The 12,512-nt window shown below is 62.9% G+C and carries 12 protein-coding genes; 8 read left to right on the forward strand and 4 right to left on the reverse strand.

Annotated features, from left to right (window positions below):
• The first annotated feature begins 78 nt into the window (after positions 1–78).
• Genes CCR94_RS22850 through CCR94_RS22860 form a run of 3 tightly spaced genes read left to right on the forward strand, consistent with a single transcriptional unit; the run spans position 79 to position 1,300 of the window.
• Complete coding sequence (locus tag CCR94_RS22850) at positions 79–384, forward strand: c-type cytochrome (protein ID WP_104510574.1); 306 nt, start codon at positions 79–81, stop codon at positions 382–384.
• Positions 385–389: 5 nt separating this feature from the next.
• Positions 390–782 (forward strand): GtrA family protein, encoded by a 393-nt coding sequence (locus tag CCR94_RS22855; RefSeq protein WP_104510575.1) that lies wholly within the window; start codon positions 390–392, stop codon positions 780–782.
• Between the two features lie 14 nt (positions 783–796).
• Entirely contained in the window at positions 797–1,300 is a 504-nt protein-coding gene (locus CCR94_RS22860) for a TspO/MBR family protein (protein WP_104510622.1), read from the forward strand.
• 12 nt (positions 1,301–1,312) lie between these two features.
• On the opposite strand, the gene CCR94_RS22865 is transcribed toward CCR94_RS22860, so the two are convergent.
• The 3 genes from CCR94_RS22865 to CCR94_RS22875 form a co-directional block, all read right to left on the reverse strand.
• Entirely contained in the window at positions 1,313–2,176 is an 864-nt protein-coding gene (locus CCR94_RS22865; RefSeq protein WP_104510623.1) for a class I SAM-dependent methyltransferase, read from the reverse strand.
• Positions 2,177–2,369: 193 nt separating this feature from the next.
• Entirely contained in the window at positions 2,370–3,686 is a 1,317-nt protein-coding gene (locus CCR94_RS22870; RefSeq protein WP_425332354.1) for a dicarboxylate/amino acid:cation symporter, read from the reverse strand.
• 70 nt (positions 3,687–3,756) lie between these two features.
• A complete protein-coding gene (locus CCR94_RS22875; protein WP_104510576.1) occupies positions 3,757–4,341 on the reverse strand; it encodes a TetR/AcrR family transcriptional regulator in 585 nt (194 codons plus the stop codon).
• A gap of 112 nt (positions 4,342–4,453) precedes the next feature.
• On the opposite strand from CCR94_RS22875, the gene CCR94_RS22880 reads away from it, so the two are divergent.
• The 5 genes from CCR94_RS22880 to CCR94_RS22900 all read left to right on the forward strand — a co-directional run bounded on the left by CCR94_RS22880 (position 4,454) and on the right by CCR94_RS22900 (position 10,605).
• On the forward strand, positions 4,454–5,140 hold the full coding sequence (locus tag CCR94_RS22880) for a PspA/IM30 family protein (RefSeq protein WP_158254883.1): 687 nt from the start codon (positions 4,454–4,456) through the stop codon (positions 5,138–5,140).
• A 25-nt stretch (positions 5,141–5,165) separates the two neighbouring features.
• Entirely contained in the window at positions 5,166–5,417 is a 252-nt protein-coding gene (locus tag CCR94_RS22885) for a YiaA/YiaB family inner membrane protein (protein ID WP_425332355.1), read from the forward strand.
• A 249-nt stretch (positions 5,418–5,666) separates the two neighbouring features.
• The gene (locus CCR94_RS22890) at positions 5,667–9,047 is read left to right on the forward strand and encodes an acyl-[ACP]--phospholipid O-acyltransferase (protein ID WP_104510578.1); all 3,381 of its coding nucleotides are present in this window, start codon (positions 5,667–5,669) and stop codon (positions 9,045–9,047) included.
• A gap of 689 nt (positions 9,048–9,736) precedes the next feature.
• Positions 9,737–10,207 carry a Ros/MucR family transcriptional regulator gene (locus tag CCR94_RS22895; RefSeq protein ID WP_104510579.1) on the forward strand — a complete coding sequence of 157 codons (471 nt, stop codon included), beginning with the start codon at positions 9,737–9,739 and terminating at the stop codon, positions 10,205–10,207.
• A 14-nt stretch (positions 10,208–10,221) separates the two neighbouring features.
• Positions 10,222–10,605: an acyl-CoA thioesterase gene (locus CCR94_RS22900; protein WP_104510580.1), complete on the forward strand. Its 384-nt coding sequence runs from the start codon at positions 10,222–10,224 to the stop codon at positions 10,603–10,605.
• Between the two features lie 129 nt (positions 10,606–10,734).
• On the opposite strand, the gene CCR94_RS22905 is transcribed toward CCR94_RS22900, so the two are convergent.
• Positions 10,735–12,477 (reverse strand): hypothetical protein, encoded by a 1,743-nt coding sequence (locus CCR94_RS22905; RefSeq protein WP_104510581.1) that lies wholly within the window; start codon positions 12,475–12,477, stop codon positions 10,735–10,737.
• Positions 12,478–12,512: the final 35 nt, after the last annotated feature.

A 12,512-nucleotide genomic window follows, 5' to 3' on the forward strand; every position in this document is an offset into this window, starting at 1 on the left:
GGGGGATTGCGCCAGGGTGACGACTTTTTCATTGCGGCATGGTAAGCAGCGCGGGCAAAATCGTCGAGATCGCCGCTCATGCGCTGTATTTTCCTCTTTCTCGCCCTGCTATGCTGCGTCACTCCGGGCTGGGTTGGCGCGTCTTGGGCGATGGACGGGGACTTGATCGCGGGCTGCGCGCCCTGCCATGGCCTTGACGGCATCGGCCGCGACGCGGAAATACCCAATCTGGCCGGGCAGAACGAGGCCTATCTCTTCAACCAGTTGCGGGCTTTTCGCGCCGGGCGCCGCGCGCATCAGGAAATGCAGTACATGAGCCGTCACATGACCGAGTTGGAGATGCAGAGCCTCGCCGCCTATTTCTCCAGCCTGCCGCCGCGCTGAACGCCATGTTGCGACGCCAGTTTTCGTCTTTCCTCATCGTCGGCGGCCTCTCGACCTCGGCGCATTACGCAGTCATGATCGGGCTGAAGGAACTGGTCCATGCGCCGGTGATTCCGTCGACCCTGACCGGCTATGTCGTCGGGGGCGTGGTGAATTACATTCTCAACCGCCGCCACACCTTCGACACCCAGCGCACCCATGCCGAGGCCGGCTGGCGCTTCGCCGTGGTGGCGGCCGGCGGCTTTTTCCTGACCTGGGCGCTGATGGCGATGCTGACGGGCGCCTTGGGCATCCCCTACATTCTCGCGCAAATGTTCACCACGGGCGTCGTTCTGGTCTACAATTTCATCGCCCATCGCCTGTGGACGTTTCGCGCAACGCGATCTGAAACGTTATGACCCAGGACGACGCCATGACCCAAACGACGCTCACGCCGCAACCGGGGATGCGGCAAGGCCGCGCCGGCCTGGTCGCCGCGGGCCTGGTGTTCTTCGATTCAGCTCTCGGCCAACTCGCGACCGCGCCCAATCTGTTCCCGTGGTACGAGAGCCTGCATAAGCCGGCCTTCAACCCGCCAAACGTCGTGTTCGGTCCGGTCTGGACTGTGCTCTATTGCCTGATGGCGCTGGCGTTCTGGCGAATCCTGATCCTGCCGCGCCAGCCCGGCCGCAAGCTCGCGATCGGTCTGTTCATCGGCCAGTTGCTTTTCGCGGTGCTGTGGTCTTTCGCCTTCTTCGCCGGCCAGAGCCCGCTGCTCGGTCTGGTCGTCGTCATCCCGCAATGGCTGCTGGTCGTCGCCACGCTGGTGGTGTTCTGGCGGTTCGACCGGCTGGCCGGACTGTGTTTCGTCCCCTTGTCGCTCTGGGTCGGCTTCGCCGGGGCGCTCAATCTTGTTATCTGGCGGTTGAACGGGTGAAAACCTGGCCTCTCACGCCCGGGCCAGGACGGCGCCGAACTCGCTTTGGTTGCGCGTCGTGCAATAGACCTGATCGACCTTGAGTGGCGACAGGCCCATTTCCGCGAGGCGATCCACGACGAAATGGAAGCTGTCCGGCGTGAATTGCCAAGCGTGGACGTCGATATAGGCCCCGTTGGCCTCGACAAATTGACGAACGGCGTTCTGCGCCCTGGCGGCGACGCCTGAGCGATAGCCGGGATCCTCGTGGTCGCCGCTCCAGTGCCGTTCCTTGTCGTTATGTGTCGCCAAGGCGAGATGTTCGACAATGCTGGCGAGGGTGTGGACCTTGCGTTGTTCGACATGGGCTTGCATCACATCGGCGAGCGAGCTTTCCGCGATGAAGTGATCGAAGCAATAGCGTTTGTCCGGCATGTAAAGGACGTATTTGCCGCCGGGCTTGAGCAATCGCCCGACGTCCTTCAGATGTTGAACGAGGTCGGGCTGATGCTCGATGCAGTGCGAACTGACCACGGCGTCATAGGTTCCCGTCACGATCGAAAGGTCGCCGGTCGGCGAGACGAAATCGATGTAAGGGGGTTCGAGGTCCGCGATGGCGTATCCTCTGGCGGCGCGCAACTCTTCCTGGCTGAGCAAGTCGAAATATTTGACGCCTGGTCCTTTGATCATCGGGAATAGGCTGGGGCCGATCTCCAACGCCTCCGAAGCGCCATTCAGCAAGTCGCTTTGGTTCTCGCGCAAGGCGAAGCGCGTTCCGACGCGCCCCTCATGTTTGCCAAGGGTATGGAAATGCGCGAGCAATTGCTCGTCCGTGAGCGCTTTCAGGTCGGGATAGTGTTCCCGGTAGTAAGTGGGATCGACTTGGCACGGGTGCATGGGACAAATCTGTCGTTTGGAGAGCGCGGTGACGCTGAACAAAAGGTTCCGCCAATAAAGTTGGCGCGAGCATAAACAGGATGGAGTTGAAATCAATCACGCCTTGCGGAGTTGCTCATTCAGAGCAAGCTTCGCGCAAGCCTGAATCTTGCGCGAAGCTTGCTTAGTTGAGATCGTGGATACGTCGTTCCCGTCAAGAGACGGCCGCCTTGCCCGACAATGCCGCCTTTAGCTTGTCGCGGTCGAGTTCGTTTTCCCAGGACGCCACCACCACGGTCGCCACGCCATTGCCGATGATGTTGGTCAGCGCGCGGTTCTCCGACATGAACTTGTCGATGGAGAACACGATGGCCATGCCCGGAACCAGCCGCGGATCGACGGCGGCCAGCGTCGCGGCCAGGGTGATGAAGCCCGCGCCGGTGATGCCCGAAGCCCCCTTGGACGTCAGCATGGCCACCAGCAGGATGGTCAACTGGTGCGTCAGGTCGAGGTGAACGCCGAGCGCCTGGGCGATGAACAGCGTCGCCAGCGTCATGTAAATGTTGGTGCCGTCGAGGTTGAAGCTGTAGCCGGTGGGGACGACCAGGCCGACCACCGAGCGCGAACAGCCGGCGCGCTCCAGCTTGGCCATGAGTTGGGGCAGGGCGCTTTCCGACGATGAAGTGCCCAGCACGATCAGCAGTTCGTCCTTGATATAGGCCAGGAATTTGAAGATGTTGAACCCGGAGACCGCCGCGATGGTCCCGAGCACGATGGAAATGAACAGGGCCGAGGTGAGATAGAAGGTTCCCACCAGCGAGGCCAGGCTGCCGAGCGAGGTCGCGCCGAACTTGCCGACCGTATAGGCCATGGCGCCGAAAGCGCCCAAGGGCGCGGCCTTCATCACGATATTGATGACGCCGAACACGGCCTGCGCCGAGGTGTCGATCAAGGCGCGCAGCGGCGCGCCCTTCTCGCCTAGCGCCAATAGTGCGAAACCCATCAGGATCGAGAACAGCAGCACCTGAAGAATGTCGCCGTTGGCGAAGGCGCCGATCACGGAATCCGGGATAATGCCGAGCAGGAACTCGACCGTGGTGCGATGGACCTTGGCGTATTGCTCCACCGACGCTACGTCGCCCGCCTTGCCGGCGAAACCCGCGCCCGGCTGGAGCACATTGCCGACGATGAGCCCGATCACCAGCGCGAAAGTGGAAACGACTTCGAAATAGATCAGCGACTTGACGCCGACGCGGCCGACCTTGCTGGCGTCCTGGATATGCGCGATGCCGGAGGAGACGGTGCAGAAAATGATCGGCGCGATCACCATCTTGATCAGCTTGATGAAACCGTCGCCGAGCGCCTTCACGCCGGGGGAGGTTGAGAAGTCGGGGAAAAAAATGCCGGCCACGACGCCGAGCGCGATAGCGACCAGCACCTGGACGTAGAGCAGCCGGTAAAACGGCGTTTTCGCCTTTTTCACGCCGCCCGCTGCCTGCAACTCCGCCATGCCCTGCTCCGTTTGCGTCATATTGTCGCTTCATCTTTTTCGCTTATGACCGTGGGTGCGGCGCACAATCAAGCGTTTTGCCGAAATTTCGTTAAGCTTGCCGCTCCCCCGCGCAAAGCGCCCGGACCATTTCCGCGATCTGCGCCTCCAGCGCGTCATAGGGCACGGCCACCAGCATTTCCGCGAGGCCCAGCAGCACGACGCCGTGGACGGCGGAAAACCACGTGCGCGCCAGCATCTGGCGTTGGGGTTCGCTCTTGTCGGGCGCGATCCGCCGCAACGGCTCGGCCAGGTGTCGGAACAGCCCGAGCTGAATTTCTACATGCCAGTCTGGGGCCTCGGCCGGGTGGTGCTCGAACAGGGCGCGCCACAGCGACAGGTTGTCGCGGGCGAACCGGCAATAGGTCAGGGCGATTGCGACGAGACGCTCGGTTGGATCGTCGGCGTCTTCCGCCGCCAGCGCGGCGTCGAGTCGGCGCAACGTGCGCGCTGACACCCGCAGCAGCAATTCGTCGAGGTCGCCGACGAGATTATAGACGCCGCCGAGCGACACGCCGACGGCGGCGGCCAACTCCCGCGCCTTCAACGCGACGTGGCCCGACTCTGCGACGGTGCGCTCGGCGGCATCGATCAGGCGCTCGCGCTGGGCGCCACGGCGCTCCTCGGCTTTAGTCATGTCTTAACCTTTATGCGCGGTATGTTGAACTCTGTTCAAAAATTATCTTGAACGGCGTTCAAGTCTGCGCTACAGCTAGATTATGAACGATGTTCATATCACGGGGACCGCAATGTTCAAGACGCTTGTCAAACTGTTCCGCGCCAAGACTTTTATAACCCAGGAGCAGTTTTCCGACGCCCACGCCCTCACCCTGCTCGACCAGCAGATCCGGGATTGCGTCGCGGCGTTGGCCGAGGCGAAGAAGGCCGCCGCGCTCGCCACCGCCCAGCATCAGGGCGAGCAGCGCCGCCTCGCCATGCTGGAAGCCGAGATCGCCGATCTCGAAATCCGGGCCTGCGCGGCGCTGAACCAGGACCGTGACGATCTGGCGTTGGAGACCGCCGGGCTGCTGGCCGATCTCGAAGCCGACCGCAACGCTGTCAGCTGCGCCTGCGCGCTGTATGAAGGCCAATGCGCAAGAATGCGCCGCCGCCTGCGCAAGTCGGAAGCCCGCCTTTCGGAATTGCACCGGGGCCGCAATCTCGTGCGCGCGAAAAACGCGCTCGGCCAGTTGCGCCGCGACGCGCAGGGCGACAACCCGTTTCGCGCCGGTTTCGCCGAAGTCGAAGCGACGCTGGCGCGACTGACCGAGAGGAACCTGCTGGCCGAGGACGTCGAAGAGGCGCGGGCCGGGTTGGACGACGACCGCAACCCGCAAAAGATGGCCGAAAAACTCTCCGAGGCCGGCCGCGGCCCGCGCCTGCGCGCCACCGCCGAGGATGTGTTCGCAAGGCTGAGGGCGAAGACCGCCGCGTGATGTCCCCAACCAAAGGACCAAGGCCGTGAACCAGAACGTCGTTTCTCATTCCTCCGCCTGGGTGACCTTCAATTACGCCACACTCATCCTGGCGTTCTTCACGCTTGCCGCCGGCATCTTCTTCCTGCCGGTCGATCTGTGGACCAAGGCCTATCTCGGCATGGGCGTGGTCATGCTGGCGCAGTCCTGCGTTTCCGTAACAAAAACCGCCCGCGACAAGCATGAGTCCGACAGGCTCCTCACCCGCATCGGGAGGCCAAGACCGAACGGCTGTTGATGGACATCGGCAAGTAATACGAAATCCGAGTGATTCATTTTTGATTTCGCATTCCATTCGCGCGGAAATTCGCCGTCGCGATCCAAGGAATTCCGCGCGAGTTGTTTGCGCGAATTGCGAAGCAATCTCGCGGAAACCGTATATCGTCCGGCCCGGTCGCTCCCGCTTTCGGGAGCGCGCCCCTGCGACATTAAGTCAACGGATAATTTCCGTTTTTGGCTGCATTTTACGCGGCTTCGGGAGGACCAGATGTTCGCTTTGATGACCGGCCGCAAATTCGCGCCCCTGTTCTGGACGCAGTTCCTCTCCGCCTTCAACGACAATTTCCTGAAGAACTCCCTGGTCTTCCTCATCATGTTCAAAATGGCGGGATCATCGGCGCAATCGCTGGTGACGCTCGCCGGCGGCCTGTTCATCCTGCCGTTTTTCCTGCTCTCGGGCCTGGGCGGTCAAATGGCCGACCGCTTCGACAAGGCGAAGCTGGCGCAGCGGCTCAAGCTCACGGAAATGCTCGCGGCCGGCATCGCGGTCGGCGGCTTCGCCCTACAATCCATTCCGCTGCTGTTCGCCGCGCTCGCCCTGTTCGGCTGCATTTCCGCTTTGTTCGGGCCGATCAAATACGGCATCCTGCCCGACCACCTGCACAAGAGCGAACTGCCCGTCGGCAACGCCCTGATCGAGGGCGCGACCTTCGTCGCCATCCTGCTCGGCACGCTCGCAGGCGGCTTCGCCTCGCGCGGCGGCGGCAATCCCGCCCATTTCGCTTACGCCATGCTTGGCATCGCCGCCGCCTGCTACATCGCCAGCCTGTTCATCCCGAAGACCGGCGAGGCCGCGCCCGATCTGAAGATCGAAAAGAACATTTTTCGCTCCACCGGCCATCTGATCTCGGATCTGTGGGGCGACAGCCGCCTGTGGCGCGCCGGGGTGATGGTCAGCCTGTTCTGGATGTTCGGCTCCATCGCGCTATCCCTGTTGCCGCCTCTGGTAAAAATGCAGCTCGGCGGCGACGAGATGGCGGTGTCCTATTATCTCGCGGCCTTCGCCGTGGCGGTGGCGCTTGGTTCGGGCCTCGGCGCCTTCCTTTGCGCCGGCCGCATCGTGCTGCTGCCCGCGCCGGTCGCCACCCTGGCGATGGGCTTTTTCTCTGTCGAACTGGCGCTGGCGCTGAATGGCGTCGCCCCGATTGCGCCGGACAGCGATTTCTTCGGCCATGCCCTGGCCTGGCGCATCGGCGCTGACCTGTTCGGCCTCGCCTTCGCTGGCGGCGTGTTGGCTGTGCCGAGCTTTTCCGCCGCGCAGGCCTGGGCCGACACGGACAAGCGGGCGCGCGTCGTCGCCGCCATCAACGTGCTCAACGCCGCCCTCATGGTTTTGGGCGCTGTGGCGGTCGCGGCGTTGCAGGCGGCGGGTCTTGGCTTTTCCGGCCTGTTCGCGCTAATGGGAGCGACCTGCGCAGCTTCCGCTATCTGGATGTTCAAGACCTTGCCGACCAACCCCCTGAGCGATCTGCTCTCCATCGTGTTCCGCGCCTTCTATCGCGTGGAGATCGTCGGCCGCGAAAATTTCGCCAAAGCGGGGCCAAACTGCATCGTGGCGCTGAACCACGTCAGTTTTCTGGACGCGCCGCTGGCCTTCTCCCTGCTCGAAGGCGCCCCGGTGTTCGCCATCGACTCAGCAATCGCCCAGGAGTGGTGGGTCAAGCCGTTCCTGCGCTTCGCCCGCACCTATGCGCTCGATCCCTCAAGGCCGCTGGCGACGCGCGGCCTGATCCAGGAGGTGCGCAACGGCGCCTCGCTGGTGATCTTCCCCGAGGGACGCCTGACCGTCACGGGCGCGCTGATGAAGGTTTACGACGGCGCCGGCATGATCGCGGACAAATCCGATGTCAAAGTCGTGCCTGTCAGGCTCGACGGCCTGGAGAGCACCGCCTTCTCGCGGCTGTCGCGCGAACAGGCGCCGCGCCGCTGGTTTCCCAAGGTGCGTGTCACCGTGATGGAACCGGTCGAGCTGAAAGTGGACGAAAGATTGCGCGGCAAGGCGCGGCGCATGGCCGCAGGCGCGGCGCTCTACCAGGTGATGTCGGACCTGGTGTTCCGCACGACGGACGTCAAGAAAACCCTGTTCAACTCCGTGGTCGAGGCCGCCGCGAAATACGGCAAGGGTCGCGTGGCGGTGGAGGACCCGATCAGCGGCAAGCTGACCTATCGCAAATTGCTGATCGGCGCCCGCGCGCTGGGCGAAAAACTCGACGGTCTCGCCGAGGCTGGCGCGCCGCTCGGCCTGATGCTGCCCAATTCCAATGCGGCGGCCGTGGCCTTTCTCGGCCTGACCTCGGCCAACCATCCGCCGGCCATGATCAATTTCACCGCCGGCCCGGCGAACATTCTGGCGGCCTGCGCGGCGGCCAAGGTGAAAACCATCGTCACCTCGCGCGGCTTCATCGAGAAGGCCAATCTGCAAGCTTTGGTCGACAAGGTCGGCGAACAGATCGCGTTCGTCTATCTTGAGGACGTCAAGGCGCAGGTGTCGGCGCGCGACAAGCTGCGCGCCCTGCTCAACGCGCGGGAACCGATCCATGACGGCGACCCGGAAGGCTGCGCCGCCATCCTGTTCACGTCAGGCTCCGAAGGCGCGCCAAAAGGCGTGATGCTGTCGCACCGCAACATCCTGTCCAATGTGGCGCAAGCCGCCGCGCGCATCGATTTCGGCCCGCAGGACCGGGTGTTCAACATCCTCCCGGTGTTCCATTCCTTTGGCCTGACCGCCGGAATGCTGCTGCCGCTGGTGTCCGGCGTGCCGCTCTATCTCTATCCCTCTCCGCTGCATTACCGCGTGGTGCCCGAACTGGTCTATGGCTGCAACGCCACCATCATGTTCGGCACCGACACCCTGCTCGCCGGCTACGCCCGTTCCGCGCACCCCTACGATTTCCGCTCGCTGCGCTATGTCATCGCCGGCGCGGAGGCCGTGAAGGAGTCGACGCGCAACACCTATGACGAGAAATTCGGCCTGCGCATCCTGGAAGGCTATGGCGTCACCGAATGCGCGCCGGTGCTCGGCCTGAACACGCCGATGTTCAACAAGTTCGGCACGGTCGGCCGGCTGCTGCCGGGCATCGAGGCCAGGCTCGAACCCGTGCCGGGCATTGCGGAAGGCGGCCGCCTGCACGTGCGCGGCCCCAACATCATGATGGGCTATCTGCGCAGCGAAAACCCCGGCGTCATGGAAGCGCCGAAAGACGGCTGGCACGACACCGGCGACATCGTGACCATCGACGCGCAAGGTTTTGTCGCCATCAAGGGCCGCGCCAAGCGCTTCGCCAAAATCGCCGGCGAAATGATCTCGCTGGCGGCGGTGGAGGCGTTGGCGAGCCAGTTCTGGCCGGAGGCGGTGCTGGCCGTGGTGGCGCGGCCCGACCCGCGCAAGGGCGAACGGCTGATCCTGTTCACCGAGCACGCCAACGCCAACCGCAGCGACTTCATCCCCTTCGCCAAAGGCATGGGCGCGACGGAACTGATGCTGCCGGCGCAGGTCGTGGTGGTGGACTCGATCCCGCTGCTCGGCTCCGGCAAGATCGACTATCCGGCGGTGGGCCGCATGGCGGAGGAGATGGCGGCGGCGGCGTGAGCCCCGCAGGCGCGAGAGGGCAGGGGTGAGGGGGACTCGGGCGTTGGCTTCAGCGCCTCCGCGCGGCGAAAAGTGAAAGCGCCGATCCCAAAATTCCAAAGTGAAAATGCAAAAACCACAACATAGTGTTCACGTTTTGTTTCATGTGAAACACCCCTCACACAGCGCGTCTCCATAAACCAATGACTTGCCTGATAAAATCACCGGAAACGCCATCGGCGAAAATCCCGCGCCGCCCCTGCGCGCCCACAGATCTCGTGGGCAACCTCTCGGTTGCGTGCGCCGAAAACAACAGTTTTGCGCAAGAATCCGCATGGTTTTCACCAAAAATATCGCTTTTTCTCCGGTTTTGAACAAACCCGCGACAACCTGAGATGGAAATTTTCAGTCGCGGCAAAAGCGAACACGCCCCTCACGCCTCCCCGGCAAGGAAGTTCCGCACGGCCAAATAAACGCGGCCGCGTTCACACTGATCCGCCATTTCGCTTCGCGACAGTTTGATCAATCGACAGGTGAAATACCGCCTCTTCGTCTGGCGACTGTCAACCGACGAAACATGCTTCCACTTGCGGCAAAGCTTTCGATTTCGGCAATGCAAAAATCAATGAGCGTCATTCATCAATTGAATGTTAAAATTAAAAGAGTAGTTTCATGTCGTGATCTATAAGAGTGATTCGGAGAAAAATCAAATGGCCGAGAATGAGAATACGGCGCTGATAGCGCAAATTCTTTCGTCATATTTGTCCAATAATACCGTGGCCCCTGCGGACCTCATGTCTGTGATTGAAACGGTCAAGACCGCTTTCGGCGCCGCTGGCGGAACGGCGACAGTCGTTGCGGCTGAAGAGCCGAAGAAAATGGAGCCGGCGGTTTCAGTCAAGAAGTCCATCAGTTCGGATGCGTTGACGTGCCTGTGCTGCGGCAAGCGGTTCAAATCCCTCAAACGTCATCTCCAGTCCGAACATAACCTGTCTCCGGACGAGTATCGCGCGGCGTTTGGCTTGAAGTCCGATTATCCCATCGTGGCCCCGGACTATTCCGCTCAGCGGTCCTCGTTGGCCAAGAGCGCCGGGCTGGGCCGAAAGGCTGGCGAAGTAGTGACCAGTGTTGAGAAGAAGCCCATCAGAAAGAAGGTGGCGATCAAAGCGGCGGCGGAATAAAACCATCAGCGACAATGCCAGGAATTTTCGTCAAGACCATTCGGGTCGGGCGCGACGCCATTGACGTCCACGGCCACGTCAATAACCAGGAATACCTCCGCTGGATGGAGGAGATCGCCATCGAACATTCCTCGGCGCAGGGGTGGCCCATGGCGCGCTACCTTGAAACCGGAGCCTCCTGGTACGTCCGATCGCACACGATAGAATACTTGCGCCCGGCGATGCTTCACGATGAAATCGCTGTTTACACCTGGATCGCGGGGATGACAGACCGAAAGTCGCCGCGTCGCACCCTGTTCGTGCGCTGTGCGGAGCGCCGGCAGATCGTCGCTCAGTCGGAGACCTTGTGGACGTTCGTCAACCTCGCGACCGGACGGTCGATTCCGATAAGCCAGTAGGTGCGCTCGGCCTTCGAGGTCATCGACTCCGACGACGAAGTTTTACGCGTGGCGGGCTTGCGCGGCTGAACTGAAGCGCGCCGGCTCCTTGGCCGAGAGCCTCAACTGGAGAGCCTCAACTCGAGCGCCTCACTTGGGTCGCGGAAAGGGGATGATCTGGCGCGTCGCGGCCATGGCCGCTTCAACCGATCTGGCGCCGCGCCGCGCCTCCGCGAATTTCGGCTTTTCTTCCGCTTCTTCCTCGGCGTACCGCGCCTTCAGCCGCTGCAAGCCGGCCTGATCGAGCGGGGTGGCGATGAGGGGCGGAGAGTCCGCGCGCAGAAAAGCCTCGACGCGGGACAAGATCGACGACGTCACCTTGTCGCTGGCGGGGGCGTCCTGGGGAGAAGGCATGCCGCTTCGCAGCCAGACGGTTTGGCTCGGCGCAAGGGCGTCGAGGCAGGGCAGGGCCAGACTGTCAAAGCGCGCGCGATCGAGCAGTCGCGTTTCCGGGAGGAAGGGCTGGTGGATGCGGATGTGGGCGATTCGCCGGTCGCCGCGTGAGAAGATTTCGGCGATCGTCCGGCACGCCGCCTCAGTCTGTTGCGGCGACGCCAGGGTGAAGCCGGCCGCCGTCGCCTGCTGATTCACGTAGCGATCGATGCTCCAGTCGTCCGTCACCAGCGCGCGCGTCTGTCCCGGCGCTCCGGCGATCAGTCTGTCGATGACCGCGACATCGGCCCGCGCCCGCTTTTGCCAATCCGACCATTGCCAGGGACTGTAGAGGCGCCCGAACAAGGCGCGCGGCCCCTCGTCGAGCGCGGCCTTTTGCGGCCAAAGCCACGCCACCGCGACGAGCGCGATCACACAGGCCCGCAACACGGTTTCGTTCTGGCGCGCCGATCTCCCCACGATGCGGTCAAGACCGAAGGCGACCAGGGTCGCAAAAAACGGCGCCAGGGTCAGCAACTGGCGCGACTGCCACAGGCTGCTCCCGATCACGATGGCCACCGCCAGCACAGGCGCCATCAGGAAGGCGAGACGCACGAACAGTTTTTGCGTCAGCGCTTCGATGACGCCAGTCATCGCCAGCAACAGGCCGGGAACACCGATGAAAATCAGGACTTCCTGATATTGGAAGTTTTGCGGGCGCGCCCACAGCGCCACGGCGTGGCGGCCGACGCGCAACACGTCCAGCACGCTGGCGCCGAACAGCGCGAGGCCGCCGCACCAGACCAGCGCGCCGCCAATCGCGGCGGCGGCCAGCAGTCCCAAACACCGCCTTGCGTCTTTGGTCTGCTCGAAAAAAATCAGCGGCGCCGCGACGGCGAGCAGGATCGTGTCGCTGCGCGTCAGCGCGGCGAAGCCGAGCAAGGCGCCGCCCAGCAAGGCTTTCGCCGCGGTGGGTGTGCGGCTCCAGCACAGCAAGGCCAACGCCGCCAGCGCCGCCGCCGGGACGTTGTCATTGATGAAAAAACTGTTTTCGAGCAGGCCGGGAACGAGCAGGATCGCGGCGGCGGCGGTCAGGCGCGAGGCGCCGGACCATCGCCGGACCAGGACCGCCGTGGCGGCCAGCAGCACGATTTCGCTCGCCCAGATCACGATCTTTATCGCGGTGACGCCGTCAAGACCGAACCAGCGCGTCAAGACAGCGACATTGAGCACAGCGCCGAATTTCGACAGCGCGAAAAATTCGACATTGAAGGGATGAAGCTGATCGAAGCGCTGGAGATCGCCTTGGAAGAGGCGCTCGCCGAGGCCGACGATCGCGGCGCTGAAGCCTTCGACATTGACCGGATCGAGGATCGGCGAGATCGACCAGAGCAACAGCGCGCACAGAACGCACCAGAGCAGCGCCGTTGTCCGATCAGGAGAAACTTTCGCCTCAATCATGCAACGGTTCTCATCCGAACTTCAGCCATTTCGCG

It is taken from the genome of Rhodoblastus sphagnicola (genome assembly GCF_002937075.1).
Classification (GTDB): Bacteria; Pseudomonadota; Alphaproteobacteria; order Rhizobiales; family Beijerinckiaceae; genus Rhodoblastus; species Rhodoblastus sphagnicola.